The following is a 24,884-nucleotide window of genomic DNA, read 5'->3' as shown; positions in this document are numbered from 1 at the left end:
GAAAATCCTGCTCCTTTAGCAAATCCTTGCCCATGCATAACGCCCGCATTAAAATTGTCATTGACAATTACAATCTCACCTTAAATTAGACCACCGCCAAATTTTTGACATGAAAATGGGGGAAGAGTGAGGGAAGAAAGAGAAGGATTACAGCAAATGTGCCCGCAATAAAACCAGCAGCACAATGCCGAAAACGACGCGGCTACCTGTTCATGGAATGAAAATCAAACGCAGGCATTAACCGAAACAGCCTTCCAGAAGCGTGTACCTGCCTGGCTGCCAGCATTTCCTGATGAGCGCTACGCAAGATAGCCCAATTCGTCTTCCTTACCAAACCACGGCTGGTTATGCTTTTACAGCAAGCCGCCAAGCATACGGAGGAGGATTACTGCAGGGCTTTGAGCTCGGCCAGGGCTTCTTTGGTTTGGCGCTGCTTGCCGTCTTCCTGCTCTTCCTTCGACTTGGGCGTTTTAGGGGAGTTGCCGTAGAATGCCAGGATATTCTGGCGGGCTACGGGGTCCAGGTTTTCAAACTTCTTGGCTGCCAGCTTGCGCACCCACTCGCCATAGGTCTCATCGGCCAGGGGGTATTCGCCGGCGTGCGTGGGGTGGCCGGTGTCGAAGTCGGTATTGGCCAGGGCGGGTGTGGTGGCGGCGCTATCGGCCGGCATCCGGGCCACGTGAGCCCGGTAGTTCACCAATACCTTCTGGAAGCTGGCCCGAAACAATTTCTGAGCCTCGGGCGTGGGCAGCTTGAAAGCGAAGGGCTTCAGCGGTCCGATTTTGGGCAGCACCCGAATAAAATAAGAAATAATGCGGGCGCCGTGCCGGGCCGTTTGTACTCATCGCCGTATTCCTTTTTGAACTGGCGCTGGCTCGTGCGCTTGAGGTAGTCGCGGCGCCGGGCGCCGGGGCTCAGCTCCAGAATGTCCTTGCGCTTGTAGTGCCAGGCGGCCCGGGCGGCGGTGGGAATCAGTTCGCTCACCGAGAAGCGGAAGCTGGCAATGGTCAGGTCCACGTTGGCAATTACCTGCCCCAGTTCCAGCCCGTAGGTTTGCAAAAAGGCCCGTTCCAGCGCCGACTTACTTACTTTAAACCCGAAGTTCTTGTGGTATTCCTGGGTGTGGTACTTGCCGCTGGCGAGCTGCACCACGTCGAAGGCAAACTCGAGCTGGGTGTGCTGCTTGGGCGCCTGGTTGTAGGTAATGGTAGAGCCGAATTCTTCGGCCAGCTCGGGGTATACACTGGCCATGGCGCGGTTGGTGCCTTCGGCGTGCCCGCTCACGTCGGCGGCGTAGTGCCCCAGCGCCCCCAGGGCAAAGGCGTAGTCGTTGCGGTTGTGGGACTGGTCAATCAGGTTGCGCACAAAATCGCCGGAGCGCACGTAATGCGTCAGGTTGGTAAACAGCACGTTGCCAAAGGGATAATATCCCATGTCCTGAATAATGGCGCCGCCGTAGGCGTAGGCTTTGGCAGCGGCTATTTCCTCGTCGGTACCGCCGGGGTAGCGGCGCTGCAGGGCGGGCACCAGGCTCCGCTCCCACGTCGAGTCGATGTTGGCTTGGTGGGTGAGCACAGAATACGCCGCTGCCGGGCGGGCGGCAAAGGCCAGAAGCGCGGCGAGCAGTACGGGAACGAAACGGAACATGAGAAAATAAGCACTACGTATAGGCTCTGCAACGGCAAACCGGGCTCCACTGTTGTCGCCCGTCTTTTGCAGTGTCTCAATCAGTAATCTTCGCTGCCTACCCAGCCGGCTACCGCCGCCCACTCCTACGCGGGCATGGGCTGGGGCGTGTAGGTGGGGCCCACGCAGCGCGGCCCCTGCGCCGTCCAGGCCAGCTTGTCGATGCAGAGCCGCCGCTCGGTCATGGCCGGGTTCCAGGCGTGGTACACCAGGTATTCAGTCTTGCCATTGGGGCTCAGCACGTGCGAATGATGGCCGGGGCCGCGCACGGGCCCGGCCACTGCGGCCAGCACCCGCGGGCCTTTCTGAGCACCGGCGTCCGAGTAGGGCCCCATGATGGCATCGGCCACACAATGGCCCACGCCGTAACGGGGCGTGAGGAAATTGGCGCCGCTGTAGAGACAGTGGTACCTGCCGGCGTGCTTCCGGATAAACGGGCCCTCCAGGGTGTGCCACTCGGCAAAGGTTTGGTTGCCATAAAGCGCCATGGTGCGGTTTTTATCGAACAACATCCAGTCGTGGTGGGCGCGCATCACGGTGCGGCTTTCGCCGGCCAGGCGGGTCATGCCGAGCAGGCGTTCAATCACCAGGCCGGTGCCAAGGCGGTAGCCATTGTCGGTGTCAATAAAGTCGCGGGCGTGGAGCAGGTACCACTGGCCGTCGGTGTCCCAAGTACGGGTGGGCATCGATGGTAAACTTGCTGGCGGGCACATCGAGCAGTGCTACCTCGGTGTAGGGGCCTTCGGGCTTTTTGCTGGTGGCCACGTGCAACTGGTGGCCCACGGTGGCCGCAATGGCCCCGCCACCAATGGCCACCCTGTCCTCTCCCACAAATGCACTTCGCAACTTAGGGGAGCCAACCGCAGCCCTTTCAGATAAGCTCCTATAGTATTCCGGCAATGCCCTTTATGTTCAGCCGGGCAAATTTCTGCACCCGGCCAAAGCGGGCCGTGGTCTCGTCCAGTTCCTCATCTTTGGGCAGCGAGGCCGGCACCTGGGTGTGCAGGCGCGCAAACACCGACGCGGCAATGTCCATGTAGCCGAGCAGCAGCAGGTACAGCTGCTTTTTTTCGGCTTCTGCGTACCCCTTCACCCGAATGGCCTTGGTTAGGGTTTCGAGCTGCGCCGTTTCATCGGTAAACAAGTCGCGCAATTCCCGCCGCCGCTCCTCGTAGCCATAAAGCTGGTCGGCACTAGCAGAAGAAGCCGCAAAAGGGAAAGCCTCCGCAAAGGCCACGGCTTGCGCGAAGGCTGCCTCCACGGCATACACCGTGGTCAGGTGTTTTTGCAGGCTGGCCCATAGCCCCGCTCGGGCTTTGTCGAAGGTGCTGGGGACGGGCGCATCGGTCTCGCTCATGGGGAAGCTACAAAATAGAGTGGGCCAAAGGTACTGGCGCGGCCGGCACCGGGGCCAAAGCAGTAGCAGCGGTTGTACTGTTCTGAAAGCAAAAACCTATCGGTATAAATCAGGTGATGGCAGGAAGACCCGCCGGGCAGTGGCGCGAAGCGGTGCTTGTCCGGGTCAGGCTTTTGGCGGGCCTGAACTTGTGCGGGGCGGCTATGTTATGGTCCCGGTTTTCGGTAGCGACTTTTCGTAATTAGGACCCAGCCACGGCAACCATCCGATTGTACTTCTTGCCCAACAGGCACAAAACCGATGAAATCCTTCCTCCTCACGGCCGCGCTGGCCGCTTTTGCAGTTACGGCCCAGGCCCAAACCCCACCCGCCGCCGCGCCGCGCGCCGCCGCCGACCAGATTGCCACCAAAAAAGGCCCCCTCACGGTGCAGCCCATCACGCACGGCAGCGTGGTATTTACCTGGAACGGCAAGACCATTTACGTGGACCCCTACGGCGGGGCCGCGGCCTATGCCGGGCTGGCCGCGCCTGACGTTATCCTCATCACCGACATCCACGGCGACCACCTGGACCCCAAAACGCTGGCGGCCCTCGCCGTGGGCAAGGCCCTGATGGTGGTGCCCCAGGCCGTGGCCGATAAGCTTCCCGCCGAGTACCGAGCGCAGGTCCGCATCCTGCGCAACGGCCAGCGGCTCGACACCCTGGGCATGAGCGTGTCGGCCATACCCATGTACAACCTGCCCGAAGCAGCCGACGCGCCGCACACCAAAGGCCGGGGCAATGGCTACGTGCTGAACCTGGGCGGCAAAAACGTGTACCTGTCCGGCGACACCGAAGACATTGCCGAAATGCGCGCCCTGAAGGGCATTGACGTGGCTTTCGTGTGCATGAACCTGCCCTACACCATGGACGCGAACCAGGCCGCGCAGGGCGTATTGGCCTTCAAGCCGCGCATTGTGTACCCCTACCACTACCGCGGCCAGAACGGCCTGAGCGACGTAGGCAGCTTCAAGAAAACAGTGAACATGGCCAACAAGAAAATTGACGTTCGGCTGCGCAACTGGTATCCAGTGGCCCAGTAAAGCATTGAAGTAGTTTGCAGAAGCAGGATTGGCAGCCGCCACTCGGGCGCTGACGTACCTGCCGGTCCCGTAGTCGCAGCCTTCCCAGCAACTGCTCCTGCAGCTTACCACAGGCAAAATAAATTGTCTTACTGAAAAAATAAAAGCCCCATTTCCATCATGGAAACGGGGCTTTTGTGTAGAGAGCGAGGGATTGCGAACTACCCCCGTAACTACGTACTACTTAGCAGCTTGCCGCCGTTGCCGTGGCGTGTGTAACCGGATTCGTCACCGGAACACGCGCCGCAGCGGGCGGGCGTTCAACTAGCGCAGCGCCTTACGATACCATCCGCAGCGGCTCCGCGTGTTCGGCTTCCCACATCTGGCGCACCACGCACGGTTCGGCGCGGGCGGCAATCTGGAAACCGATTTGCGAAACAGGGGGCAGGGGCATCGTGTAGACGGCTGCATCGGCGCTAGCTGGCGACTTTCCCAGCAGCACCTCGTTCTGGTGCTGCAGCCATTCGACCATGCCGGCGAGCCGGGCGTTCTCCGCTTCTAATTGCGTGAGGTAGCGGCCCACGAAATCGGCCTGCTGCGGCGTGGCCGTGCCGGGCACCGGGGGGAAGCCTTCGCGGATGGGGTCAGGCAGGGCGGGCGGGAGCTGGGCGGCAGAATCGCCCAAGTACATAGCGCCTTTGCCCGTCAGTAGCCAAGTGGTGTTCAGGCCGGGCCACTTGGTGACCAAGGCCGTGAGCGTGTCGCCGCTGGGCACGGCCTTGCCCTGCAGCAGGTGCGAAATGACTTGCGGCGTCAGGCCCGCCGATAAGGCGAACTGCCGGGGGTTGTCCGCTTTTTCGGCAATGAATGCCTCCAGGCGGGCCGCAATGCCCGGATGCTTCGGGGTTGGGGTCGGGTTCATGGGGTGATTGGTTGGTGAAAGAAGCGGGAATAAAGTTGCAAATAGGTTTGATATATCAAACGAATCCGCTAAATTTGTCGTATTGGTACTAAACCATAGCGCGTTGCGTTGGTGGTTTGGTTGGCAAATATACATACACGTTTGATACTTCACACCAAAATGACGGAAATCAAGAAAAAACATGGCCGGCGATGTCGGCAAAGTCCGCCCTTTTCAAAAAGGAAGTAGCGGAGTTGCGCCCGCTGCTCATGTCGCGCTACGCCGAAGTAGCCGTGCGTATTGACGCCACGCTCGATGCCGAGCTGCTGCGCAACGCCGTGGCCGGGCGCTACACCTACTGGGATGCCCTGCCCACGCTGCGCATCCTGGCCGGCAAAGCCCCGATGCCCGACGGGCTGGTGCTGACGGTGCCGCAGTTGCAAACCGCGTAGGGGCATGAGCCAAGCACGCACCGACTTTAGCGCTGCCGCCTACCTACGCGATGCGCAAATAGCTGAAGCCAAAGCGGCTGAATGGCAAGCTGCTGCCGATGCTGCCGTAGCCGGCCACCCCGAACTAGTGACCTACTGCCAAGCCGAAGCCAAAGAATGGAAACGCTTGTCTGCTGGCTGGCGTGAATGCGCCGCAAACGCCTAATCCCAACATCATGAAACGATTCATCAAACGCTACTTCGATTTCTCCCTGCCGCGCTGGAATAAACTGGGCTTGCGCTTCTATTTCCGGCCGTGGAAGAGCTTCTATTGCTACGTGTGGCCCCAACGCTGTACCCATAATTCAGTCTTGAAGCCCGGGGTTTGGGTGGTGACACACACCGACTACTACTGGCTGAACATGATTTTGATTCACGACCACCGAAACCAAATAAACGATTACGCTGCCAGCTAGCCATGAAACTCCTAACGCTTCCTCCCTTTACTGCTTCCGCCCTTGTGGTGGGTGGCTCCTTCCGCGTTTCTTCTGGGCAGGGCAAGAACTATAAGGCGCTACGCATTACGCCCTACTTGAGCAAAGGCCCCGGCCCGCGCCTGCCCATGCTGGAAGTCGAAACCGATGCCAGCGCAGCTACCCTTGTTATGGCCCCGAACACGGTGCTTTATCACGCCAAATAGCATGAGCACCGACCAATATAACGGCCCCGGTTTTCACCTGAGCATCGCCAAATATGACAGTTTCAAGCCCCGTAGGCTCACCAAGCGTCAGCAAGCCGACGCCGACAAGCAGTCGGCTGACCTCGCCAAGTGGTGTGCAAAGAACTCGGTGCCGTGCGTGAAGTGCCGCCGGCCGCACTTCATCATAGAAGGCTCTCACTGCATCGTTTGCGCCGTCCACACGCCCGAATCGGAACAGCGCAGCCACGTCACCATAGGGCCGAAAAAGTCATGAGCACAACCAAAGCCAACGCTTATAAATGGCTCTTCCGCCTACCCGGCTACTGCATCATGGAGTGGTGTAAATACAAGGGCATCACCTATGTAGCCCAACCCAATCCCGAGGCCACCATGAAGGCCGGCAAGCCCATGCTTGACCTTTCGTACTGCATGACGCAGGCCATTAATCAGAATGTATTGCGAACGGTACAATACGACCGCCTCAAATTTGCCCACTGCCCAGACGGGCAAAAGAACTAAGCCCCCATGAAAACCAACCTCGTCATGCTGAGCCCCGACCGGGCCTTGTTCGGCATCAAGATTCGCCAGCAGTCGAAAACCGGCCACCTGAACCTGACCGACCTGCAGGGGGCCTACGCCGTGGCCCGACTGCAATACGGCTGGAGTGAGCGCAACCTGACAGAAGTCCTCAACGCCAAGGCCAACGCCGAACGCATCTATTACCTGCTTTCGGAGCGGGATTTCATAAAAGTAGACTTTTCTAGTTTTATGGAAATGGTGGAAAAAGACGGGGTTATCAAGGTGTTGAAGGCACTGGCCGTCTACAAGACCAACGGCCGGGCTGAAAACAAAACCACTTGGTGCGACCCGTATATCTGGGTACTGATTGCGATGGAGATGAACCCGATGCTCTACGCCAAAACCGTCACATGGCTCACCGACTCGCTGCTGTTGAACCGGATTGAGGCCGGCAACATGTACCGGGGCCTGAGCGGGGCAATGGCCGCTTTCCCCCGCGTGGATTACGCCGCCGTGGCCAAGGCCTTGAATCTGCTCGTATTTGGCCGCCACGAAACCGGCATCCGACAAACCGGCACCAGCGCCCAGCTAAAGGAGCTGGCCGCGCTGGAAGAAAATACGGCCTTTTCTATCAGCATGGGCTTTATCCGCAATCAAGACCAACTACTCGAAACGCTGCGGCAGGTATGGCGGAACAAGTTTAATAACACGGTATTAGCGGCTTAGCTATTTTTTTGTCCCTTGTGTCGTATTTGTGTGAAATATCATTTGATTATGTCAAACCTATATGATACATTTGTCGTATCAATAACACATTCATACGAAACGTCATGACCCGCAACGCTACCCCCGACACCATCAGAATCAATCCCGGCGAACTCCGTTGGCTCCGCACCGCCAAGGCCAGTTGCGTCGCCCCCTGCTGGGAAACGAGCCTGACGGCCATCACGGTGTACGCCAAGCTGGCCAACGGCATGGACCTGACCGACGAGGCCGCCTACCTGCGGGCCGAACGCGCCACGGCCAAAGCCAGTGCCCGCCTCGTGGGCGACGGGGCCCCGCTGTCCTACTCCCAGCCCGCTTAATCCCTGCCTCACCTCTTTCCCCTTCCTGCTTATGAAAGCCAAAGCCCCCTATTTCCGCGCCAAAACCACCGGCCGCACCTCCCTGCTGGCTGCCCTCTCGCTGCTGGCCGCTTCCTGCGCCCGCCCCGAAACGGCCGCCGTGGTGCCGCCCGCCGCGCCCGCCGCCAACTGGGACACCCCGCCCGTGCTGGCCTCGCAGGCCGATAGCGATTCCGTGAACGCTGCTTTCCGCTTCTAACCCACCAAAAAAGCCCGGCCCTGCGCGAACAGGAACCGGGCCACTTCAACCACTTCCCCCACAAGATAGGCATGAAAAAGAACGCTTCCCCACTCATTACCCCCGCCGCGCCCGTCCTGGTGCTGCGCATCTGCCAGCCCGACGGCACCAGCCGCAATAACTTCCGCTGGCCCACTGCCGGCCCCGTCACCTGCCCGGATTGGAAGGCAACCGCCGAATGCGGCAACGGCCTGCACGGCTGGCTGCGCGGCGAAGGTGACCACTCGGTGGCAGACGGCACCCTGTTTACCACCCCCGATGCCTTGTGGCTGGCCGTGCTGGTGCCTGCCTACGTGGAGCTGAACGGCAAAGTGAAGTTCCCCGCTGGGGAAGTGGTGTGCAGCGGTGACCGCCTGACGGTGACCGAGTACTTGAAAGCCAACGGATGCGCCGGAGCAATCATTGGCGGCACGGCTACGGCTGGTGACGCTGGCACGGCTACGGCTGGTTACGCTGGCACGGCTACGGCTGGTTACGATGGCACGGCTACGGCTGGTTCGCGTGGCACGGCTACGGCTGGTGACGCTGGCACGGCTACGGCTGGTTCGCGTGGCACGGCTACGGCTGGTTACGCTGGCACGGCTACGGCTGGTGACGCTGGAGCGATTCTAATCAAGCGATGGAATGGCAAGCGTTACCTCTTTGCACTCGGCAACATCGGCGAAGACACCGACGCCACCGGCAACGTGCTGCTGCCCAACATCCCTTACAAACTCAACGATGCCGGCCACTTCATTCCCGCCTAGCCCCATGAGCCACGCCCCCGCTTCTTACGCCGTCACCGCCCTGGTGATGCCGCCCGCGCCCAGCCTGAGCGACCTGCGCGCCCGGCTACTGCCCATAGCCCAGCACGCGGGCTTTGCCGACGTGAGCGTGCAGCAGGACGTGAACCGCTACGGCTCCACCTACACGGCCACGGCCCACGAGCGGCCCGGTGGCGGGGCCAAGACCCTGGCCTTCCTCGTGGAAAGCCCCGCCGCCCTGCTGGCCACGGCCGAAGCCTTCCTGCTCGATTTCGTGGCCCGCACCGGCTCCCTCTAGCATGGTTCAGCACCGCGCCCCTTGCCCGCCCGCCGTGGCCCGCATCCCATTGGCAGGCCGCCTGAGCGCCGCGCAAATCGCCGCCCACAACGCCTTTATCACCGCCGAAGCTGAGCCGCTGCGCCCGCTGCAGCAGCAGGTGAGCCAGCCCAGCCGCTTCGCCGGCACGAACGGCACCCCTTACAGCACCACCATTTAAGCCCTACTACAATGCCAAATATCTCATTCCACAACACTTGGGCCGACTTATTGGCTGGCCTGCAAACCCTCACCCCTGAGCAATTAGCCCGCCCAATTGAGGCGAGCACGGAAAATAATATTTTCCACGATGTAAGCCTTGAAATCACCACTTGCGCTCAATTCTTCAGTGACGGAGAATGGCAGGGAGAAGATGCAGACTTACAAGAAGAGGAAAAGGAGGGCATGATTAGGATAGAAGCTGGTGAAGTGTATTTGGCTCTCGACTAGCCATGAAGCCGCCCCTCTCCTTTTACTACGTCGTGCCGGGCAACAAGCGCCGCGCCGAGCTGGCCATTCTGGAGCAGCCGCCCGCTTGCTCGGTCGGCATGTTGACTGAAGTAGAGATTATCCCCGACCCGGAGCCTCTAACGCTGAAGATACGCGTGAAAGCTGAAGCCTACGAATACCGGATTTACGACCTGGAAATAGACTACATGATGCAGCTGGCCGATACGCCGGAAAGTGTCGCCGCCAAAGCCAAGATGGAGCGGGTAACGGCCTGCTACCACCGCGACTACCCAGGCCGCCCACTGCATCCGAAGCGTGACCCGGCATTGCCCGCGCGGGAGGGCTCGCCGCATTGGCCCTATACCGCCGAAAAGAAAGCCCGCAAGCCCTACACGAAACGCGTGAAGGCCGCTTGAGCCCCTACGCGCCCGGTGCCGCAGCAGGGCCGGGCGTGGCGGCTACGTCGGCAGCCAGCAGCAGCTTGAGCAACCCCGCCAGGGACTGGCCTTTACGGGCCGCGTGGGCTTGTGCGGCCTGCTTCTCGGCTAAGGTGGCGAATGTGACGGATGCAGTGCGCTTGCTCTGCGCTTCGGACGAGGTAACGGGACGGGCCATGCCGCAAAATTACGCCGCCCGCCGTAAATACTTATGATACCGTTTTGATATGCGTTGAAACTGTATTATCTTTACAATAAGCAATCAGATAACGCCCTTGCCGGGGCTGTTTCTTGATACCGGATGCGTGACCATCCGTGCAACAACTTAAATGGCCGGCAAAGCCATTGAAAGCCCTTAGCCTTCCGGTCACGCGGAGGGCGGGGCTTTCATCATTTTAACCCAGCCATGAAGCCCTTTTGGTTTGCCTTTAATACTGCTGCCTGGCTTAGTTCCAAGTCCGTGCGAATGATGAGCCTTGCTGAGCGTGGGGCTTACATCGGCCTGCTGGCCATCGCTTGGGGAGAAGCCCAGCCGGGCACCTTGCCCGCCGAAGAGGACATGATGCGCCGCCTTTCGGAGATGAGCCCCGAAGAGTGGAAAATCTCTTCCGGCGTGATACTGGCCATGTTCCCGCTTGCGGAGTGTGGCTCCTACCGCTACAACCCGCGGCTGCTGGAAGAGGCAGGTAAGCGTCAGGAATTGAGTGAAAAAAAGGCCGAAGCAGGCCGCCTCTCTGCTGAGCGCCGCGCCGCACTGGCAACGCAACGCCAACAGAACGCTAACACAATTCCAACACCTGTTGAAAATAATCCAACAGGTGTTGAAGAAAAGGGCAACCAATTACAACCACAACTACAACCACATTCTTCTAAAGAAGAAAAAGCTAGCAGCGCGGGCAAAGCATCTTCGTCTTCGATTAAAAGCCAACCAACCGAACGACCCACGGGGGCCGCGCCGGAATACACCCACGACGAGGCCCCGTGTTTTCAAGCCGCTGGCTTTTTCGCCCTGCTCGACAAGCTGGGCATGGGGCCGCTCAATAAGGCGCTTTACCTGCTCAAGATTCAACGCGGGGCCGACGAAGCGGTGCAAGCCAAGAAACGGGCGGCCTTTGCCACGGATGCCAAATGGGCACGCTTCATCGAAGCCTGGATTGAGAACGACGCCAAAAACAACGCCCTGCTTCGCCCCGCTGGCCCCAGTAGCCCGGCCGCCTCCTACGCTGGCCCCAACCCGGCCCTGCAGGTAGCGCCGGGCAATAGCTACAGCCGGGAAGCCATCGCCGCCCGCAACGTGACCAAATACTAGCTATGAACGCCCCTACCAACCAAAAGCCACTGGCTGATTTGCAGCTGGAAATTGCCGCCCTTGGGGCCATGATGACGGAGGCCAACGCCGTGCCCGTGGGCATTGCCTACCTGCGGGGCAACGCCGATATCTTCTACCTGCCGCGCCACCGGCTCATTTTCCGCGCCATCATTGCCTTGCAAGGAACCGGCGATGCGGTGGATATTCTCACCGTCAGCAACCACCTGCGGCAGGCCGGGCACCTGGAGCAGGCGGGCGGGGCCAAGTACGTGGCCGCCTTTACCCAGCACGTTCACAACGCCGCCGCCCTGAGCACGCACTGCGCCACGCTCATTGACTTGTACGCCAAGCGCCGCACGGCCGAAATTGCCACGCAGCTGCTCAAAACGGCCTATGACTTCACGGCCGATGCCGGCGATGTGCTGGCTTTGGCGCAAGCCAGCCTCAACGAAGTGCAGGACAGCCGGCAGGTACGCCGCGCCCAAACCCTGGGTCAGCTCTTCCACCCCGCCATTGACGAGGTAGTGGCAGCCACCCAAACGCCGGGCGGCATCACGGGCGTGCCCACGGGCCTGCTGGCGCTCGACAAGCTAACCGGCGGCTGGCAGCCCGGTCAGCTCATCATCATTGCCGCCCGCCCCGGCATGGGCAAGACCAGCGCCACGCTCGCCGTGGCCAACATGGCCGAAGCCCGCGATTTCCCCGGCCTGTTCTGTTCACTGGAAATGTCGGCAATGGAACTGGCCAAGAAAGCCATTGGCACGGCCACGGACCGCAGCACCAACCAACTGCAGCGCGGCGGGGGCATGAGCCCGGCCGAAGCCGAAGACTTGCGGCGGCAGGCTGCCCACTTGGGCCACTCGCGCCTGCTCATTGATGACACGCCCGGCTTGAGCATTGGCGAGCTGCGGGCCAAAGCCACCAAGGCCAAGAATGAGCACGGCATCAAGGTTATTTACGTGGACTACCTGCAGCTAATGACCGGGGAAAAGGGCGGCAACCGGGAGCAGGAAATAGGCTCCATTAGCCGGGCCCTCAAAGGCATTGCCAAGGAGCTCCACTTGCCGGTCATTGCCTTGGCCCAACTCTCGCGGGCCGTGGAAACGCGGGGCGGCGACAAGAAGCCCCAACTCTCCGACCTGCGCGAATCCGGCAGCATTGAGCAGGACGCCGACATTGTGATATTCCCCTTTCGGGCCGAATACTACGGCATCACGCAGGACGAGGAAGGCAATTCCACGGCCGGCCAAACCGAGCTAATTATTGCCAAGCACCGCAGCGGCGCCCTGGGAAACCCCGTCGTCAAGTCCAACATGGCCACCGGCAAGTACGAAGACATGGACGCCGATAAACCTTTTGAGGTGCCCGTTGGACTGAGCCGGATGCCTCATGCCAGTGATTTTGAAAAAGCTCCTTTCTAGCCTTTGCCATGTTAGACCAAACACCGTTTTACTGCCCCGCTTGTGCCCTTGAAACCCCAGGGCAGGGCTACAATTGGCAAGTTCATTGCCCGGCCTGCCTGCGTGTTATTGCCACGATAAGCCGGCAGCCCCTGCCCTTTGGCAAATTCAAGGCTCGTGAAGTACACACCATGAGCAGCCCCGAAGAACTGCGCTATCTGGCGTGGTTCCTGGCCAATGTGGACATCTATTCCAACGATTTGGGCAATGCTATCCTCTACCAGCTGGGCCGGGTTCCCTTGTATGAGCGATTGCCGCTGCCGCAGTGGGCGGCCGTGATGGAATTGCAGCACCCGATTCGCCCGGAAGATGTGAAAACAGCCTACCGAAGGCTTGCTAAGAAATACCATCCTGACGCAGGCGGCACGGATGAGCAAATGAAGCAGTTGAATGCAGCCCGAACTCAGGCCCTGGCCCATTTCCCGATTTGAAACGCCATTCTCATGACAGCAGCCGAGTACCAGGCCTACATCGGAAAGAAGCCCGCCACGGCCCCCAAAGCCGCCCAGGCAACCACCGGACCACCCGCGACCCCAAAGCCCGCCACAGCCCCGCCAATCGGGCGAAACACGGCCCCCATTGCCCCGGCCCCCGTGCCGCTGCGCTGGGAAGTGGCGCGGGGCCTCTTTGCCGAGCAGCACCCCGGCGCATTCCGGCTCGTCGTCGTCGGCTCCGAAGCCGAGCTGCCGCAGGTGCTGGAAAAGCTGCGGGAATTATTGAAATAAGCCCGGCATTAAAATAGGATATTACCTTAACGCTTAGTATATTCGCACCTATGGAAAGCAGCACCCCGCACCCTATGACCCCGCCGCACGATGTGCACAAGGCCGGCGAGAAATTGGCCGAAGTCTTCGAGCTAATCAGCCACGCCCTCGATTCCCGCATTGATGGGCGCTGGTGTGCCCGGCGCGGCAACGAAGCCGTGGGCGTGCTCTTTGCCGCCCTCGACGCCGCCACGGACCAGCTGCGGCAGGCCCGGCAGGAGCGCGAAGAGCGGGACCAGCGTTCCTGGCAGAACGGCTTCGACTACGCCACGGCAGAAGCCGACGGGCGGGCGCTGGTGCTGGCCGATTGGGTGCTCTGGCTCACCGGCCGGGGCGAAGGCCGCACCAGCCCAGCCAGCATCGAAGCCGTGATAGGCCATGCGATGGCCCTGCGTGGAATTGAGCCGGACACGGACGCGCTTACGCCGCACCCCGCCCATGAGTAGCCACGACCCCCGCGCCTTCCTCAACGCGCCCGGCACCCGGTCGGTTTCAGCATCCACGGTAAATTCACCGTGCATGGCCTCCGTCAATTCATCCTGCATCGGCCCCCGTCGGCGCTGTTTCATATCGGAAGGTAAAGAATTCACATGCGTTCACCTAAACGGTGGGTCGATGAACGCGCTCCATTCACGGAAAGGAGGGTCGTATTCTGGTCCCTGAAGCCGCTAGGCGGTGCCTCCCGCTAGGAAGCGGCTGATGGCCCGCACGTACCCCTCAGCGAAGAACCTCTCGGTAAGTTTGTCCTGCGCGCCCAAGTGGCCGCAGTCAACGGTCAAAAGTTGGCGATGCTGTTTGCGGCGGGCTGTTTGGACCGCGGCGGCGGAGTCGGCCAACGGCGTATTCTTGTCCTGGGTGCCGGCGATGAGCAGCCACGGGCAGCGCACGCGGGCAGCGACGCGGGGGTAGGCCGCGGCCCCGGCGGGCAGCGTCACGGTTTTGTTGTTGGCGGCTTTCTGGTACGCCACGATGCCCGTTAAATTGCCTGCATATCCTTCTGTGACGAGGAAATCCGGCCGGGCACGGGCTGCCACCTGGGACCCCACAATCGCCCCCATAGACAAGCCTAAGATGCCGACCCGGTCGTGGGGGGCGGCGCGCCGGGCTTCGGCCAACGCCGCACGCAGGTCGGTCGCAAATTCGTCGTAGTACAGCCGCTGTGGGTCGAGGGCCACCGCTTGGCTGTGGCCGAAGCCCCGGTAGTCGAAGAGCAGGGAACGATAGCCCGCGTCGGCCAGGGCCCACGCCGTGTAAATGTTGCTGGACATGTTGTAGGCGTCCCCGCCGGCGACGACGACCGTTGTGTGCCGGTCAATGGCTTTGGGGGAGGGCTCAATGAGCCAAGCCACCAGCTTGACCTGGTCGGCCGTGGTTATCTCCACTTGCCGGTATTTCAGGCCCAAGGTGTCGGGTTTGGCCCACCAGGCGGCGACGGGTCGAAGCGCGAACGCGGGGCCGGCGGCCAGCAGTGTCAGGCAGAGAAGTAGAAGACGAATCATGTGGTAAGGAGGAAAAGCGTAACACCCGGGTTCAGCCCAGAGCGACTAGGGACTGTTTCTGCCCGTTGAGGTTGCACCCCCGTGCATGGTTGAAAAGTAGTTTAGCGAAAGGGTGGCAAGGTAAACGAGCGTTTCCAAATGCCATTTTTTCGGTGTTTGTTTGAGTTCTTAAACAGTGGACTCAAAAAAATGGCAATGTGTAAAGTGACGGGCTTCGCGGTTCTTGTTTGCTTCTGGGTGGTGAACGGCTGCGCCAGCAGTGCGTTCGTTCAGCATAATCAAGCATATGACGCAGCGGCCAAAGCGGTGACAGGGCCAGCTTCTTTTGAAACAACCAAAGAAGCGCTGCAGGCGGTGTGGGGCAAAAACCAAGTCTATTACTATGTGGGCAGCGACAGCAGCCACCACCATTTGAAAGTGTATTATGACACCTTCTTCAAGAAACAGTACCACTACCAAATACCGAGTTCGACTCCTATCGACGGCGAGTCTTTTAAGTATGTCATGCCCCTTGTGGTTGGCCAACGACGCCCCATGAAATTCGAGTAGGCGGGTTCCCCAATGCCAGCCGCTTGCGAGATGCGCTGTTCAGGCAAACGGTGATTTGAATAAGCCGAGAAGGCCCTTTTATATACTGTAACTGGTCGTCGGCTGCAACACGTAAAATCACGGCTTCAAAGGTCGTTCCCTGAGCCTTAACGTGCTATATTTTCCGTTTTCTGAGAGGACTCCAAAATGGGCGGTCGGGGAAAAGTGGGGCCGGTGCCGGCGCTACCTTTAACCCAGCAGCTACGCGGTGGGCGTCCTTGAAAGAGGCCAGCGCCGACTTACGGGTAGAAGTTAGAGGGAGGGCAGCGTGAAAGAACTGCCCTCCCTTGTCTATTCCAGCCCCGCCCTACCCACACCGGCAGGGCTTTTTTATGCCCGTGTAACAGTAATTAGTACATAATATAATTGTATAAAGTGCAACCAAAGAAGGGCCAAAGTCGTTTGCTAATAAGAAGCAACTAACACTTTAATAGCTTTTTAGTAATGGAAAACGCCACGCAAATCCCCTCCTCGACACTGACGGCTGCCGCGCCGTTGTTGTTCAGCTTACACAGCAGCCATATTCAAGTCGGCCCCCAGCCCGCTTGGAAGGCATTGCCTCCTCGTCTGTTTGTGCAGGTGCAGCCCGAGCAGCCGCCGCGCATTGTGGCCTTGTGCGGGACCACCGGCAAGCGGTTTGTTACTCATGCCTATGAGCACGGCCCTTTCAAGTTGGAGAACGGGCAGCAGGTGGCCAGCGTGGGCGCACTCGCTGACTACTTCGCCGGCCAGCACCGGGCGATGTTCCCGGCCGAGGGCGGGGCGATGCTGCTAGGCGTTGATGGGAGCACCCAGGAAATCCGGCCCCGCAAGGGCAAGCGCTTTAAGCTCGACCAGATGTACGAGGCGCTGAATTGTGATTTTATCGACGTTCACCGACCCCAGCACGGCCCGTACCAGGAATGGATTTTGGTTTTTGATGATGAAGGCAAGTTCAAGGAAAGGCCCATCAACCCGCTGGCTACGGCCCTTTGGTACGAGAGCTACCCGCTCGACCAGTTTTCCCCCGTGGACGTGGTAGCCGGCCCCGTGCTGCTGATGAAGTCTAAGATGATGAAGTAATGCCCGCAACATCCCGGTTGGCCCAGCGCCAGCCGGGATGTTTGGCATACGTACAACCCGCGCAGTATTATTGTAGTAAGCGCAAACACGTTTTGCATATTTTGCAAAGTAAGGATATGGCCCTTTCCTTCCCAACCGCCCCCCTTGTTGCCGGCTGGCCGACGCTGAGCGCCGCCAGGGCGCGGCTTGCCGACGTGCTGAATCATCCCGCCTTTGCCGCCGAGCGCCGGCACAAGGCCGGGGAGCTGATGGGCACTGCCACCGACCCGCAGCAGGTGAGCCGGTGGGCGGCACTGGCCCTGCGCGAAAGCGAACAGTGGGAAGATGCCACGCTGGCCCGCGAGGAGGCCCAGCCCGGCCCGCCCGCGCATCCTGCTTACCCGCACTAACGCCCGAGCCCTTTCTTTCCTGCTCCTAACCTCATTTTCTATGGAAACCCCGCTTGACATTCCCGGCACCCAGCAGGTCCGGCCGTTTCACTTTTTCGATGCCCAGCACCAGCCCACCCGGTGCGACCTGGTCGTACACCCGGCCCACGGGTGGGCTATTGCCACCGAGCTACCGCAGTCCGGCCACGCCGGCATCAACCAGTGCCCCCACACCCTAGCGGCCAAGATTTGCGGCGAGTACGACGTTGACCCGGCCGCGCTGGTGCTGCTGGTGCGCTACGCATACCCCGCCGCCGACAGTTATTTTGTGGTGCGCTTCATCCAGGGCGACCGGGATTTGTTTGATGGTTTCACCTTCCTTGGCCCCAGCCGCGAACCGCTCGACCCCGACCAGGTAGCCGAGCTGCTGGCCCAGCTCACGGCCGGCGAGGAACCCCGCGCCACGTTCCGGGCCGTGCAGATGCTCGTTCTCTCCCAACGCAGCAAAAAATAACCCCTCCCCATGACCGAACACGCCATTTCCATTCAGCCCCAGCCCTCAACCGTCACGGCCAGCACCCTAGCGGAGCTGCTGAAACAGACGGGCACCAATACGTTGCAGTTTACTGAGGCGTTGGGTATTAACTACCGCACGGCCCAGCGCCGCATCAAAGAGCCGGAAACCATGACCCTAGTGGAGCTTTGGGGGTTATCAGCGTTGCTGAGGGTGAGCGAGGACCAGTTAGTAAAACTCATTCGGGACGAGGTGATGAACCGCCCTGCGCCATCCGAACCAGTCCCGGCCGCACCCGCAGAAAAAAAAGCTCCAGCTCCAAAACAACCGGGCCAGCCGTCAGATAAAAAATCCGGGAAGGCATGAAGCTACTTGTAGCCCGACGTGGGCGTGTCCCTTCGGGCCGGGCTATCCAGGGCTACGGCCGCGCCTACGGTCCTACGGACTGAACCCTTCCTATCCTTCACGCAAAAAATCGCCCGCCCGTAGCCCCGGCTGATTACTTCCCGAGGCGGCGTAGCGCATTACTGCTGAATTCGCGCTTGCTGGTTGCTTCTACTACAGCAATACTACCCGCCCCCGACGACTCAGACAGAAAGGGGCAGTAGGGAAAAAAAGCCGGCAGCCATCATCACGCCCACCAACCGAAAGGCCCATCCCATCCAGGACGGGCCTTTTTTGGCTGTTTATATATACATAAAATACATAAAATAATTGTATAAAATGCAACAAAAAAGGGTCAAAATACGTTTAATAAGTATAAGAAACAATCAGAATAACAGCGTTTTATGTGCGATTTTGTCAACTTCCGCAATAAGGCCCGCGAGGCATTTTCTACTCTTATCGTTTCGGTTTTGATGTTCGAGAAGGGCAGCGGCCGAGGCGGGGAAGTAACTTACTACCGCGTGAAGGTTGCCGGCCCGGCCATTGGTCCCGACCCGATGAGCGCCACAGCCGCGAGTGCCCAGGCTGCCATCGACGCGCTGATACGCCAGGTAGGCCAGGCCCGCCGCCAGGTGAGTGAGGCCCGCCAGCAGCAGCAGCTAAGCCGCCGCGCCCTAACCTACGCTTAACCCTCCCCGCCACGCCCGCCCCCCGCCCGCTTACCATCGACCTAGAAGGTCAACAAGTGAAGGTGTACCGCAACCTGAAAAACGGCCTGTTTTCGGTGCAGTACGGCGGGCTAGTAGTGGCCCACCTTGCCACGGTGCAGCTTCGCGGCGTCAGCTTCAAAGTGGCCGAGAGCGGCCGGCAGCGGGTCCTTGCCCAGCGGCAGAAGAACGTCCACGCCTACGCCATCGGCACCTTTACCACAGCCACGCAGCCCACGGCCACCGAGCCGATTAGCTACGACCCGTACCACGCCGGCCACTTCTTCCGGATGCAGGACCAGGAACCCATACACCACGCCGCAGCGGTGGTGCTGAGCCAGGGCAAGGCCTACGCATCGGTTCAATCCGGCCTCTTATTCTGAAAAGGGGACAGTAGGGAAAAAAAGGCAAATCAGCAGCAAAGCGGGCAGATTATTTATGTATAAATAACTAATAATAATTGTATAAAATGCAACTAAGTAGGGCCGTTTTACGTTTAAGAAGTATAAGCAACGAACAAAAAACCAGCCCCTTAGCCATGTTTTACGACGCTTTTGAACTTGCCCCCGGAGAAGTTGCCGCCGACCGTTACGACCCCGCCGACGAGCAGCCGCCGCAGTCCCCCAGCCCCGCCGCCGCCGAGCTGACCGAGTGGGATTTGAATCCCTGGTTTTAGGCAAGTCTTACTCCCTTCTCATTTCCTCCCAACCGCCCCGATTATGAAAGCTATCCGCACCACCCGCCCCGCCCGCCGCATCCCCGCCGCCCGTCTGGTAATCGTTCGCGCCGCCCACGCCGCCAAGAAAGCCGCCCAGGAGCAGGCTCGCGAGGATAAAGCGCAGCAGTTACTTACCCCCACCCCGGCCTTTACCGCAGCGCCCCGGCTTACGGCGTTGCCCGGTGGCCTCTATTGGTCGGGCAAGCAGCCGGTGCCCGCGATTGGGGCCACGGTGCAGCGGCGCGACGAGCACCCCGGCGCAGTAAAGGTGCTGGCCTATTGCCACGCGGACGGTTTTCTAGGGCTGGTAACCGAGCCGGAGCAGCCCGCCAAGCGCACCGGCCGCAAGGTTCACCCCCGCGCTCATTGTGTCTTCTCCCACCAGTTAGCCCAGGCCGCTTAGCGCCGGCACCAGCAGCCGCTTTCCCCCTTCTCTTTCTCCCCCCGCCATGATGATTATCCCCGCTCCCGCCCCCAAGCAGCCCGAAATTTGCCCCTCGCAGTGGCTCAATTCCGTGACCCCTTGCCCGCAGTGGATAGGCTACCCCACCCGGCTTAGCTTGCCCATCGACCTGATTTGGTCGGCTGATTTTGCGGTGCCCGAAATCGGCTCCCGCGTTCATATTTATATGAATGACTTTGGCCCGGCCGAGGTGAAAGCGTATTTCCACGCGGACGGGTATTTGGGCGTTATCTGTCAGCCCGACGAAATGCCGGACTGGTACAAAAAACAGGCCCCAGGCATTACGTTAGGCCATTTTTTCGGCCGCGAGTTGGAGCCGCGCAAGCCCACGCCGGCACCGGCAGCCGCCGCCGCCGCAGCGGTGCCGGAGGAGAACGAGTTGGGCCGCTTGTCGGACCAGTTCGACGCCGCGCACGAGGCCAACGGCAACAACCCGGCTATCAACCGGCCGGACGACTGGATACCCGAATACACCGACGACAACCAGGACCACGAGGAGTACCCGGAGCACCCCGGCGACGAGCAGCGCGACTACCCGGAGGACGACTGCCAGAACGCCGAGGCGGAGGCGCTAGGCGACCTCCATAATAGCCAGTTCGAGGACTAAGCCCACCGGCCGGGCCTGACCAGCCCGGCCGCTTTTGCCCCACCCCTTAATCAGTACCTCATGTTACCCAACCTCCCCGCCATTGAAACCCGCGCCGGCCGTATTGCCATCGGTGCCGAAGTAAAAAGCACCCGCTACCCCGTGCAGGGCATTGTTACCGCCATCGTTTGGGCCGGCTATTTCTATGCCATCCAGGTAGACAACCGCCACAGCGACGACGCGGCCCATTACGAGCTGCTTTCCGCGCCGACCTACCAGGGCTTCAATTATGTAAATCCGTTCAGCCAGGAGGCCACCAGCGGCCCTTTCGAGGTGATATTGCCTGGCGAGGGCGACCGCATCTATTTTGCCGACGACGCCCACCAAGCCATTTCGTTGATAGCGGCCACCATCGGCTTGAAGAACCCGCCGCAGTGGGTAGAGTACCTGATGCAGCGGGCCGAGACCGGCCCGGTGGACGAGCTGCGTTGGCGCGGGGAGGCCGTGGGTAGCATCGTGGGCCAACTCGCTTACGTGAGCACCCGCCAGGAGCGGCCGGCCCCGCGCTTTGCCACCGGCCAGCCGGTGACGTTTTACAACGGCCACACGCCAAACACCGTGAGCGGGCTTGCCTTGTACAAGGACCGGCGCAACTACGGCAAAACGCAGTGGCACTATTTCAACGCCGAGGCCCACCACGGGCACCACCCCATGAGCGAGGCCCACACCACGGCCGCGCAGGAGCCGGAGCAGCCCGCTGCCCCGGAGCCAGCGGCCGTGCCCACGTCGGCCGAGGCCGCAGTACCCACCGCGACGCCGGCACCAGCAGCGCCGGCAGTGCCGGCAGCGCCGGTGCAGTTCAGCGAGGGGATGCAGCTCATCATCGGCAGCCAAGCGGCCACCGTGCAGGACGTGGCCCAGCAGATGAAGGCCAGCCCCCGGAAAGCGGGCAAGCTGCTAAAGGAAATGCAGCAGCTTTACGGCCCGACTCCAACGCTGATAAACCTTGCGCTATTCAGCGGAGCAGCGGATTTAATGGAAATGGTAACCGCGCTCAGGAAGCCCGTGACGGCGGCAGCATAACGACCGAAACAGCCCGGCTTTCCATCCTGGAAAGCCGGGCTGTTTCGTAGCTTCACCCAAAAGCAATCTAGGGGTCCTCTCAGAAAACGGAAAATATAGCACACTAAGGCTCAGAAAGCGGCCTTTAAGGGGTTCTTGTTGCAGAAGGATACTGTTGGCGAATTGGGTTTGGAGTAAAAAAGCTATTTTCAGAGGCAACTTAACCGCTTCTGCTCATGAGCTTACACCCCCAACCCAGCACGCCTGTTCCTTCCCAAACGCACCAGGTCGCCCAGGCGGCATTCCCGCGCGGCAATTGCTACCTGCAGTTGCGCGATACCCTGGGCACGCTGTATGACGACGCCCTCTTTGCCGACCTGTTTCCACCACGGGGACAAGCGGCCCAGGCGCCCTGGCAGTTGGCGCTGGTGACGTTGCTGCAATTCGCGGAAAATCTCTCCGACCGCCAAGCGGCCGATGCCGTGCGCAGTCGCATTGACTGGAAGTACCTGCTGGGCCTGGAGCTCACCGACCCCGGGTTTGACTTTAGCATCTTGTCTGAGTTTCGCCAGCGATTGGTGGCCGGCAAGGCCGAAGAACGGCTACTCAACCACCTGCTGGTCTGTTGCCAGGACCAGAAGTGGCTGAAAGCCGGGGGCAAACAGCGAACGGACGCGACCCATGTGTTGGCGCGTGTGCGGGATATGAACCGCTTGGAGTGCGTGGCGGAAACCATGCGCTTTGCGCTCAACCGCTTGGCCATCCTCTTGCCCGACTGGTTGGCCCGCCAGCTGCAACCGGAGTGGGCCGCCCGGTACGGTCCCCGCGCCGAGGAATATCGCCTGCCGCACACCAAACCAGAGCGATTGGCCTATGCGCAACAAGTCGGGCAGGACGGCTGGTGGCTGCTGGAGCGAATCGAACAGGATGAACGGGCCGCCTTGCTGTGGCAGTTGCCAGCCATTGACGTCTTGCGCCAGGTCTGGCTTCAACAATTTCGCCTGGTGGACGGTCAGCTCATCTGGCGCGTGGAGAATCAGGGAGAATTACCGCCTTCCGCGCAGCTCATCAGCTCTCCTTATGACGTAGAAGCGCGCTTTAGTCGGAAACGCACCACCACGTGGGTGGGGTATAAAGTCCATTTGAGTGAAACTTGCGAACCCGACCAACCGCATCTGATTACACAGGTGGCCACGACCGTCAGCACGGAGGCGGATTCGATTACCTTGCCGCAGATTCAGCAGGGATTGGCGGACCAGTCGTTGCTCCCGTCCCAGCAGTTGGTCGACACCGCGTATGTAAGCGCCGAGCTGCTGGTCCAGAGTCAGCAACTTCACCAGGTGGAGTTAGTGGGGCCCGCTCGCAAAGACCAGAAGTGGCAGGCGCTGGCAGGGCAAGGGTATGCGGCGGCGGATTTCCACGTGGATTGGGACGCGCAGCAAGCCACGTGTCCCCAAGGGCATACGACTCGCTCCTGGTTCCATACGATGGAAAAGGGCCAGCCCCGCGTGTTTATCAAGTTCTCCGCCAAGCAGTGCGGGCCCTGCCCCGTTCGGGCGCAGTGTACGCGCATGAAACGTCGGGGCATTAAGTTGCGAGCCGACGCGCAGTACCAAGCCTTGCAAGCCTCCCGCGTGCGGGACCGTCAAGCCGACTGGCCCCTGCTCTATAATCGGCGAGCAGGCATTGAAGGCACGCTCTCGCAAGGGGTTCGCGGCTTTGGCATGCGCCGTTCGCGCTACGTGGGCCTGGCCAAAACGCATTTGCAGCACGTCTTTATCGCCGCGGCGATGAACCTATCGCGTATCGTTAACTGGATAAACGAGGTGCCGTTAGCCCAGACCCGTCGGGCCGCTTTCGAGCGGTTGATTCCGCCAGCAATGGCTTAAACCCAATTCGCCAACAGTATCCAGAAGGGCGAATTTACACGTTAAGCTATTAACTAGCTGATTTACTGTTAATTATTTATAGGGTATGCGAAGCTTATCAAAAAGAAAATCCTTTTTGATAGCTCGCATACCCTATAAATTGCTTGGAATCGCCCTTTTCTAGCCTGTTTTCGGGCTACCCTTTCTGATAAGGAGCTTAGCGTGTAAAACCGCCCTTTTGGAACAAGAACCCCGCAATGGGTTAGCTTGGGTACTGGTTAGGACCGGCTGCTTTTAGGGAAGTACCGGGTTGCTACGTACCAATACCCCTGTGCGACACCCCAGGCCAGCAGCCCGCCCAGCACGGCCCCGGCCAGTACATCCGAGGGGAAATGAGCCCCCAGGTACACCCGGCTGTAGGAGACGAGCAGGGCCCAGAGGCCGATGCCGACCTTCGCCAGCCAGAACCGGCGCGGCAGCACCAGGCCCAGGAACACGGCCACGGCCGTGGTGTTGGCTGCGTGCGAGGACATGAACCCAAACTGCCCGCCGCAGCCGTTGACCAGGTTGAGCGCGGCCGACAAGTCCGGGTCGTGGCAGGGCCGCAGGCGGGAAAAATAGGGCTTGAACAGGCTGCTGGACACGAAGTCGGCCAGCCCCACGCTCACCAGCAGCAGGGGAATGAGCAGCACCGCCCGGCGCCGGTAATGGTAGCCGAGCGCGGCCAACAGCACCACGTAGGCCGGAATCCAGACGAAGCGGTCGGTAAAAAAGACCATCACCGCGTCCCAGCCAGGGGTGTGGGTCCCATTCGCCCACACCAGCAACCCGCGGTCCAGGCCGCTAACAACGTCGAGCAGAGAAGTAAGAAAAGTCAACAGGCTACTATAAAATTAAGGAGTGGGCTCTGCCACCCTGGCCACCACTTTCGTGCCGGGCTTCAGCTCCTCGGTGGCGCGGACCAGCAGCGTGTCGCCGGCCTGCACGGCCCCGAAGATTTCCACCTGCTCGGGGTAACTGGTGCCCTTGGCGGCATCCACCCACTCCACGAGGCCGTTTTTTACCCGAATCACGAAGCTCTTTTCCAGCGTGGTCGTAATGGCCGCGAACGGCACGTAAAACGAGTCGCGGGCGCGGGCCAGCGGGAGCCGGGCCGTGGCGAACATGCCCGGCTTGAGCTTGCCATCGGGGTTGGGCACGTCGAACTCCCAGGTTTCGGTACGGGTGGCCGCGCTCAGGCTGGCCGCCTGCCGGGCCAGGGTGGCCGGGAAGGGCTGGCCGGGAAAGGCTTTGACGGTGAATACAATGCCCTTTTGTTCCACGTCCTTGCCGGTGGCGGCTTCGGGCACGGCCACGCGCAGGCGCAGGCGGCGGATTTGCTCCACTACCAGCAGCGGCGGGCCGGCCGCACTGCCCACTAGGGCCCCCACGTCGGCGTTGCGCTGGCTGATGATGCCGTCGAAAGGCGCACGCAGGGTCAGGTAGTTTTCCAGGTCGCGCAGGCTGGCCACCAGGGCGCGGGCGGCGGCGTAGCCGGCCGCGTCGGCCTGGGCCACGCTGCGGGCGCG

General features: G+C 60.6%; 42 protein-coding genes. 32 read left to right on the top strand and 10 right to left on the bottom strand.

The genetic code is table 11. From position 1 onward, the window contains the following. Positions 1–385 precede the first annotated feature (385 nt). From BEN47_RS20410 to BEN47_RS14090, 5 genes are all read right to left on the bottom strand, one after another. Positions 386–793, bottom strand: a complete 408-nt coding sequence (locus tag BEN47_RS20410; RefSeq protein ID WP_083322433.1) for a hypothetical protein — start codon at positions 791–793, stop codon at positions 386–388. Next, positions 769–1,647, bottom strand: coding sequence for a zinc dependent phospholipase C family protein (locus BEN47_RS14100; RefSeq protein WP_083322432.1), 879 nt, complete (start codon positions 1,645–1,647; stop codon positions 769–771). Before BEN47_RS14100 ends, BEN47_RS20410 begins: the two co-directional genes overlap by 25 nt. Positions 1,648–1,772: 125 nt before the next feature. Continuing rightward, a complete protein-coding gene (locus BEN47_RS14095; RefSeq protein ID WP_070729039.1) occupies positions 1,773–2,372 on the bottom strand; it encodes a family 43 glycosylhydrolase in 600 nt (199 codons plus the stop codon). Further along, positions 2,308–2,517: a hypothetical protein gene (locus BEN47_RS21510; protein ID WP_125921689.1), complete on the bottom strand. Its 210-nt coding sequence runs from the start codon at positions 2,515–2,517 to the stop codon at positions 2,308–2,310. Before BEN47_RS21510 ends, BEN47_RS14095 begins: the two co-directional genes overlap by 65 nt. A 52-nt stretch (positions 2,518–2,569) precedes the next feature. Next, on the bottom strand, positions 2,570–3,043 hold the full coding sequence (locus BEN47_RS14090; RefSeq protein WP_070729038.1) for a hypothetical protein: 474 nt from the start codon (positions 3,041–3,043) through the stop codon (positions 2,570–2,572). 300 nt (positions 3,044–3,343) lie between these two features. On the opposite strand from BEN47_RS14090, the gene BEN47_RS14085 reads away from it, so the two are divergent. Beyond that, the gene (locus tag BEN47_RS14085) at positions 3,344–4,126 is read left to right on the top strand and encodes an MBL fold metallo-hydrolase (RefSeq protein WP_070729037.1); all 783 of its coding nucleotides are present in this window, start codon (positions 3,344–3,346) and stop codon (positions 4,124–4,126) included. 316 nt (positions 4,127–4,442) lie between these two features. Here BEN47_RS14085 and BEN47_RS14080 read toward each other — a convergent pair whose 3' ends face one another. After that, positions 4,443–5,027, bottom strand: a complete 585-nt coding sequence (locus BEN47_RS14080; protein ID WP_070729036.1) for a helix-turn-helix domain-containing protein — start codon at positions 5,025–5,027, stop codon at positions 4,443–4,445. A gap of 191 nt (positions 5,028–5,218) precedes the next feature. Here BEN47_RS14080 and BEN47_RS14075 point away from each other — a divergent pair, with 191 nt between their 5' ends. The 14 genes from BEN47_RS14075 (at position 5,219) to BEN47_RS14010 (ending at position 9,943) form a co-directional block, all read left to right on the top strand. After that, complete coding sequence (locus BEN47_RS14075; RefSeq protein ID WP_070729035.1) at positions 5,219–5,458, top strand: hypothetical protein; 240 nt, start codon at positions 5,219–5,221, stop codon at positions 5,456–5,458. A 4-nt stretch (positions 5,459–5,462) separates the two neighbouring features. Continuing rightward, positions 5,463–5,663 carry a hypothetical protein gene (locus BEN47_RS14070; RefSeq protein ID WP_070729034.1) on the top strand — a complete coding sequence of 67 codons (201 nt, stop codon included), beginning with the start codon at positions 5,463–5,465 and terminating at the stop codon, positions 5,661–5,663. A gap of 10 nt (positions 5,664–5,673) precedes the next feature. Further along, positions 5,674–5,913, top strand: coding sequence for a hypothetical protein (locus BEN47_RS14065; RefSeq protein ID WP_070729033.1), 240 nt, complete (start codon positions 5,674–5,676; stop codon positions 5,911–5,913). Positions 5,914–5,915: 2 nt separating this feature from the next. Beyond that, positions 5,916–6,137 carry a hypothetical protein gene (locus tag BEN47_RS14060; protein ID WP_125921688.1) on the top strand — a complete coding sequence of 74 codons (222 nt, stop codon included), beginning with the start codon at positions 5,916–5,918 and terminating at the stop codon, positions 6,135–6,137. A 1-nt stretch (position 6,138) separates the two neighbouring features. After that, entirely contained in the window at positions 6,139–6,411 is a 273-nt protein-coding gene (locus tag BEN47_RS14055; protein WP_070729031.1) for a hypothetical protein, read from the top strand. Continuing rightward, positions 6,408–6,656, top strand: coding sequence for a hypothetical protein (locus BEN47_RS14050; RefSeq protein ID WP_070729030.1), 249 nt, complete (start codon positions 6,408–6,410; stop codon positions 6,654–6,656). The genes BEN47_RS14055 and BEN47_RS14050 overlap by 4 nt, the downstream gene beginning before the upstream one ends. Before the next feature lie 6 nt (positions 6,657–6,662). After that, positions 6,663–7,382, top strand: coding sequence for a hypothetical protein (locus BEN47_RS14045; protein ID WP_070729029.1), 720 nt, complete (start codon positions 6,663–6,665; stop codon positions 7,380–7,382). 104 nt (positions 7,383–7,486) lie between these two features. Next, complete coding sequence (locus BEN47_RS14040) at positions 7,487–7,741, top strand: hypothetical protein (RefSeq protein WP_070729028.1); 255 nt, start codon at positions 7,487–7,489, stop codon at positions 7,739–7,741. 31 nt (positions 7,742–7,772) lie between these two features. Next, positions 7,773–7,979, top strand: coding sequence for a hypothetical protein (locus BEN47_RS14035; RefSeq protein WP_070729027.1), 207 nt, complete (start codon positions 7,773–7,775; stop codon positions 7,977–7,979). A 71-nt stretch (positions 7,980–8,050) separates the two neighbouring features. Further along, complete coding sequence (locus BEN47_RS14030) at positions 8,051–8,764, top strand: hypothetical protein (RefSeq protein ID WP_070729026.1); 714 nt, start codon at positions 8,051–8,053, stop codon at positions 8,762–8,764. A gap of 4 nt (positions 8,765–8,768) precedes the next feature. Further along, positions 8,769–9,059, top strand: coding sequence for a hypothetical protein (locus BEN47_RS14025; RefSeq protein ID WP_070729025.1), 291 nt, complete (start codon positions 8,769–8,771; stop codon positions 9,057–9,059). A gap of 1 nt (position 9,060) precedes the next feature. Then, complete coding sequence (locus BEN47_RS14020; RefSeq protein WP_070729024.1) at positions 9,061–9,258, top strand: hypothetical protein; 198 nt, start codon at positions 9,061–9,063, stop codon at positions 9,256–9,258. 11 nt (positions 9,259–9,269) lie between these two features. Continuing rightward, on the top strand, positions 9,270–9,527 hold the full coding sequence (locus tag BEN47_RS14015) for a hypothetical protein (protein WP_070729023.1): 258 nt from the start codon (positions 9,270–9,272) through the stop codon (positions 9,525–9,527). 2 nt (positions 9,528–9,529) lie between these two features. Next, positions 9,530–9,943: a hypothetical protein gene (locus BEN47_RS14010; RefSeq protein WP_070729022.1), complete on the top strand. Its 414-nt coding sequence runs from the start codon at positions 9,530–9,532 to the stop codon at positions 9,941–9,943. A gap of 4 nt (positions 9,944–9,947) precedes the next feature. Here BEN47_RS14010 and BEN47_RS14005 read toward each other — a convergent pair whose 3' ends face one another. After that, positions 9,948–10,142: a hypothetical protein gene (locus BEN47_RS14005; protein WP_070729021.1), complete on the bottom strand. Its 195-nt coding sequence runs from the start codon at positions 10,140–10,142 to the stop codon at positions 9,948–9,950. Positions 10,143–10,370: 228 nt separating this feature from the next. On the opposite strand from BEN47_RS14005, the gene BEN47_RS14000 reads away from it, so the two are divergent. The 5 genes from BEN47_RS14000 to BEN47_RS13980 all read left to right on the top strand — a co-directional run bounded on the left by BEN47_RS14000 (position 10,371) and on the right by BEN47_RS13980 (position 13,943). Next, on the top strand, positions 10,371–11,273 hold the full coding sequence (locus tag BEN47_RS14000; protein ID WP_083322430.1) for a DUF1376 domain-containing protein: 903 nt from the start codon (positions 10,371–10,373) through the stop codon (positions 11,271–11,273). A gap of 2 nt (positions 11,274–11,275) precedes the next feature. Beyond that, entirely contained in the window at positions 11,276–12,694 is a 1,419-nt protein-coding gene (locus tag BEN47_RS13995; protein WP_070729019.1) for a replicative DNA helicase, read from the top strand. Positions 12,695–12,864: 170 nt separating this feature from the next. Continuing rightward, positions 12,865–13,164 (top strand): DnaJ domain-containing protein, encoded by a 300-nt coding sequence (locus BEN47_RS21810; protein WP_158011020.1) that lies wholly within the window; start codon positions 12,865–12,867, stop codon positions 13,162–13,164. Positions 13,165–13,176: 12 nt separating this feature from the next. After that, positions 13,177–13,458: a hypothetical protein gene (locus BEN47_RS13985; RefSeq protein ID WP_070729017.1), complete on the top strand. Its 282-nt coding sequence runs from the start codon at positions 13,177–13,179 to the stop codon at positions 13,456–13,458. Between the two features lie 74 nt (positions 13,459–13,532). Next, on the top strand, positions 13,533–13,943 hold the full coding sequence (locus tag BEN47_RS13980) for a hypothetical protein (RefSeq protein ID WP_125921687.1): 411 nt from the start codon (positions 13,533–13,535) through the stop codon (positions 13,941–13,943). A 222-nt stretch (positions 13,944–14,165) separates the two neighbouring features. Here the strand turns inward: BEN47_RS13980 and BEN47_RS13975 are convergent, their stop codons facing one another. Next, positions 14,166–14,996 carry an alpha/beta hydrolase gene (locus BEN47_RS13975; RefSeq protein WP_070729015.1) on the bottom strand — a complete coding sequence of 277 codons (831 nt, stop codon included), beginning with the start codon at positions 14,994–14,996 and terminating at the stop codon, positions 14,166–14,168. Between the two features lie 156 nt (positions 14,997–15,152). Here BEN47_RS13975 and BEN47_RS13970 point away from each other — a divergent pair, with 156 nt between their 5' ends. From BEN47_RS13970 to BEN47_RS13920, 12 genes are all read left to right on the top strand, one after another. Beyond that, on the top strand, positions 15,153–15,545 hold the full coding sequence (locus BEN47_RS13970) for a hypothetical protein (RefSeq protein ID WP_070729014.1): 393 nt from the start codon (positions 15,153–15,155) through the stop codon (positions 15,543–15,545). A gap of 594 nt (positions 15,546–16,139) precedes the next feature. Continuing rightward, positions 16,140–16,646 carry a DUF3846 domain-containing protein gene (locus tag BEN47_RS13965; RefSeq protein WP_139147380.1) on the top strand — a complete coding sequence of 169 codons (507 nt, stop codon included), beginning with the start codon at positions 16,140–16,142 and terminating at the stop codon, positions 16,644–16,646. 116 nt (positions 16,647–16,762) lie between these two features. Beyond that, positions 16,763–17,035: a hypothetical protein gene (locus BEN47_RS13960; RefSeq protein ID WP_070729012.1), complete on the top strand. Its 273-nt coding sequence runs from the start codon at positions 16,763–16,765 to the stop codon at positions 17,033–17,035. A gap of 40 nt (positions 17,036–17,075) precedes the next feature. Further along, the gene (locus BEN47_RS13955; protein ID WP_070729011.1) at positions 17,076–17,528 is read left to right on the top strand and encodes a hypothetical protein; all 453 of its coding nucleotides are present in this window, start codon (positions 17,076–17,078) and stop codon (positions 17,526–17,528) included. Positions 17,529–17,537: 9 nt separating this feature from the next. Continuing rightward, positions 17,538–17,894, top strand: coding sequence for a hypothetical protein (locus BEN47_RS13950; RefSeq protein ID WP_070729010.1), 357 nt, complete (start codon positions 17,538–17,540; stop codon positions 17,892–17,894). 422 nt (positions 17,895–18,316) lie between these two features. After that, on the top strand, positions 18,317–18,601 hold the full coding sequence (locus BEN47_RS13945) for a hypothetical protein (RefSeq protein WP_125921685.1): 285 nt from the start codon (positions 18,317–18,319) through the stop codon (positions 18,599–18,601). 56 nt (positions 18,602–18,657) lie between these two features. Further along, the gene (locus BEN47_RS13940) at positions 18,658–19,002 is read left to right on the top strand and encodes a L5-gp82 domain-containing phage-derived protein (protein WP_070729008.1); all 345 of its coding nucleotides are present in this window, start codon (positions 18,658–18,660) and stop codon (positions 19,000–19,002) included. Positions 19,003–19,157: 155 nt separating this feature from the next. Next, positions 19,158–19,295, top strand: a complete 138-nt coding sequence (locus BEN47_RS21500) for a hypothetical protein (protein ID WP_158011018.1) — start codon at positions 19,158–19,160, stop codon at positions 19,293–19,295. Positions 19,296–19,338: 43 nt separating this feature from the next. After that, complete coding sequence (locus tag BEN47_RS13935) at positions 19,339–19,740, top strand: hypothetical protein (RefSeq protein ID WP_070729007.1); 402 nt, start codon at positions 19,339–19,341, stop codon at positions 19,738–19,740. A 46-nt stretch (positions 19,741–19,786) separates the two neighbouring features. Continuing rightward, on the top strand, positions 19,787–20,407 hold the full coding sequence (locus tag BEN47_RS13930; protein ID WP_125921683.1) for a hypothetical protein: 621 nt from the start codon (positions 19,787–19,789) through the stop codon (positions 20,405–20,407). A gap of 60 nt (positions 20,408–20,467) precedes the next feature. Then, the gene (locus BEN47_RS13925; protein WP_070729005.1) at positions 20,468–21,469 is read left to right on the top strand and encodes a hypothetical protein; all 1,002 of its coding nucleotides are present in this window, start codon (positions 20,468–20,470) and stop codon (positions 21,467–21,469) included. A 215-nt stretch (positions 21,470–21,684) separates the two neighbouring features. Further along, positions 21,685–23,337 carry an IS1182 family transposase gene (locus BEN47_RS13920; RefSeq protein ID WP_070729004.1) on the top strand — a complete coding sequence of 551 codons (1,653 nt, stop codon included), beginning with the start codon at positions 21,685–21,687 and terminating at the stop codon, positions 23,335–23,337. 257 nt (positions 23,338–23,594) lie between these two features. On the opposite strand, the gene BEN47_RS13915 is transcribed toward BEN47_RS13920, so the two are convergent. Both BEN47_RS13915 and BEN47_RS13910 read right to left on the bottom strand, forming a co-directional pair. Beyond that, the gene (locus tag BEN47_RS13915; protein ID WP_083322429.1) at positions 23,595–24,194 is read right to left on the bottom strand and encodes a phosphatase PAP2 family protein; all 600 of its coding nucleotides are present in this window, start codon (positions 24,192–24,194) and stop codon (positions 23,595–23,597) included. A gap of 15 nt (positions 24,195–24,209) precedes the next feature. After that, positions 24,210–24,884, bottom strand: a 675-nt coding sequence (locus BEN47_RS13910; protein WP_125921682.1) for an efflux RND transporter periplasmic adaptor subunit, incomplete at its 5' end; no start/stop codon positions are given.

It is taken from the genome of Hymenobacter lapidarius, from assembly GCF_001816145.1.
Classification (GTDB): Bacteria; Bacteroidota; Bacteroidia; order Cytophagales; family Hymenobacteraceae; genus Hymenobacter; species Hymenobacter lapidarius.
The sequence above is the reverse complement of the archived record's forward strand: the minus strand, read 5'-3'. Positions and strand labels throughout refer to the sequence as shown.

Coding starts and splice junctions, on each gene's coding strand:
- BEN47_RS13960 (WP_070729012.1), top strand. CDS start 16,763: ATGGCCCTTTCCTTCCCAACCGCCCCCCTTGTTGCCGGCTGGCCGACG.
- BEN47_RS13995 (WP_070729019.1), top strand. CDS start 11,276: ATGAACGCCCCTACCAACCAAAAGCCACTGGCTGATTTGCAGCTGGAA.
- BEN47_RS13920 (WP_070729004.1), top strand. CDS start 21,685: ATGAGCTTACACCCCCAACCCAGCACGCCTGTTCCTTCCCAAACGCAC.
- BEN47_RS13950 (WP_070729010.1), top strand. CDS start 17,538: ATGACCGAACACGCCATTTCCATTCAGCCCCAGCCCTCAACCGTCACG.
- BEN47_RS13945 (WP_125921685.1), top strand. CDS start 18,317: ATGTGCGATTTTGTCAACTTCCGCAATAAGGCCCGCGAGGCATTTTCT.
- BEN47_RS21810 (WP_158011020.1), top strand. CDS start 12,865: ATGAGCAGCCCCGAAGAACTGCGCTATCTGGCGTGGTTCCTGGCCAAT.
- BEN47_RS14005 (WP_070729021.1), bottom strand. CDS start 10,142: ATGGCCCGTCCCGTTACCTCGTCCGAAGCGCAGAGCAAGCGCACTGCA.
- BEN47_RS14050 (WP_070729030.1), top strand. CDS start 6,408: ATGAGCACAACCAAAGCCAACGCTTATAAATGGCTCTTCCGCCTACCC.
- BEN47_RS14065 (WP_070729033.1), top strand. CDS start 5,674: ATGAAACGATTCATCAAACGCTACTTCGATTTCTCCCTGCCGCGCTGG.
- BEN47_RS14085 (WP_070729037.1), top strand. CDS start 3,344: ATGAAATCCTTCCTCCTCACGGCCGCGCTGGCCGCTTTTGCAGTTACG.
- BEN47_RS14010 (WP_070729022.1), top strand. CDS start 9,530: ATGAAGCCGCCCCTCTCCTTTTACTACGTCGTGCCGGGCAACAAGCGC.
- BEN47_RS14055 (WP_070729031.1), top strand. CDS start 6,139: ATGAGCACCGACCAATATAACGGCCCCGGTTTTCACCTGAGCATCGCC.
- BEN47_RS13930 (WP_125921683.1), top strand. CDS start 19,787: ATGATGATTATCCCCGCTCCCGCCCCCAAGCAGCCCGAAATTTGCCCC.
- BEN47_RS13935 (WP_070729007.1), top strand. CDS start 19,339: ATGAAAGCTATCCGCACCACCCGCCCCGCCCGCCGCATCCCCGCCGCC.
- BEN47_RS14070 (WP_070729034.1), top strand. CDS start 5,463: ATGAGCCAAGCACGCACCGACTTTAGCGCTGCCGCCTACCTACGCGAT.
- BEN47_RS14015 (WP_070729023.1), top strand. CDS start 9,270: ATGCCAAATATCTCATTCCACAACACTTGGGCCGACTTATTGGCTGGC.
- BEN47_RS21500 (WP_158011018.1), top strand. CDS start 19,158: ATGTTTTACGACGCTTTTGAACTTGCCCCCGGAGAAGTTGCCGCCGAC.
- BEN47_RS14000 (WP_083322430.1), top strand. CDS start 10,371: ATGAAGCCCTTTTGGTTTGCCTTTAATACTGCTGCCTGGCTTAGTTCC.
- BEN47_RS13925 (WP_070729005.1), top strand. CDS start 20,468: ATGTTACCCAACCTCCCCGCCATTGAAACCCGCGCCGGCCGTATTGCC.
- BEN47_RS13955 (WP_070729011.1), top strand. CDS start 17,076: ATGGAAACCCCGCTTGACATTCCCGGCACCCAGCAGGTCCGGCCGTTT.
- BEN47_RS13985 (WP_070729017.1), top strand. CDS start 13,177: ATGACAGCAGCCGAGTACCAGGCCTACATCGGAAAGAAGCCCGCCACG.
- BEN47_RS14100 (WP_083322432.1), bottom strand. CDS start 1,647: ATGTTCCGTTTCGTTCCCGTACTGCTCGCCGCGCTTCTGGCCTTTGCC.
- BEN47_RS14060 (WP_125921688.1), top strand. CDS start 5,916: ATGAAACTCCTAACGCTTCCTCCCTTTACTGCTTCCGCCCTTGTGGTG.
- BEN47_RS14080 (WP_070729036.1), bottom strand. CDS start 5,027: ATGAACCCGACCCCAACCCCGAAGCATCCGGGCATTGCGGCCCGCCTG.
- BEN47_RS14040 (WP_070729028.1), top strand. CDS start 7,487: ATGACCCGCAACGCTACCCCCGACACCATCAGAATCAATCCCGGCGAA.
- BEN47_RS14030 (WP_070729026.1), top strand. CDS start 8,051: ATGAAAAAGAACGCTTCCCCACTCATTACCCCCGCCGCGCCCGTCCTG.
- BEN47_RS14075 (WP_070729035.1), top strand. CDS start 5,219: ATGTCGGCAAAGTCCGCCCTTTTCAAAAAGGAAGTAGCGGAGTTGCGC.
- BEN47_RS14090 (WP_070729038.1), bottom strand. CDS start 3,043: ATGAGCGAGACCGATGCGCCCGTCCCCAGCACCTTCGACAAAGCCCGA.
- BEN47_RS14045 (WP_070729029.1), top strand. CDS start 6,663: ATGAAAACCAACCTCGTCATGCTGAGCCCCGACCGGGCCTTGTTCGGC.
- BEN47_RS13980 (WP_125921687.1), top strand. CDS start 13,533: ATGACCCCGCCGCACGATGTGCACAAGGCCGGCGAGAAATTGGCCGAA.
- BEN47_RS14020 (WP_070729024.1), top strand. CDS start 9,061: ATGGTTCAGCACCGCGCCCCTTGCCCGCCCGCCGTGGCCCGCATCCCA.
- BEN47_RS13975 (WP_070729015.1), bottom strand. CDS start 14,996: ATGATTCGTCTTCTACTTCTCTGCCTGACACTGCTGGCCGCCGGCCCC.
- BEN47_RS14095 (WP_070729039.1), bottom strand. CDS start 2,372: ATGCCCACCCGTACTTGGGACACCGACGGCCAGTGGTACCTGCTCCAC.
- BEN47_RS14025 (WP_070729025.1), top strand. CDS start 8,769: ATGAGCCACGCCCCCGCTTCTTACGCCGTCACCGCCCTGGTGATGCCG.
- BEN47_RS14035 (WP_070729027.1), top strand. CDS start 7,773: ATGAAAGCCAAAGCCCCCTATTTCCGCGCCAAAACCACCGGCCGCACC.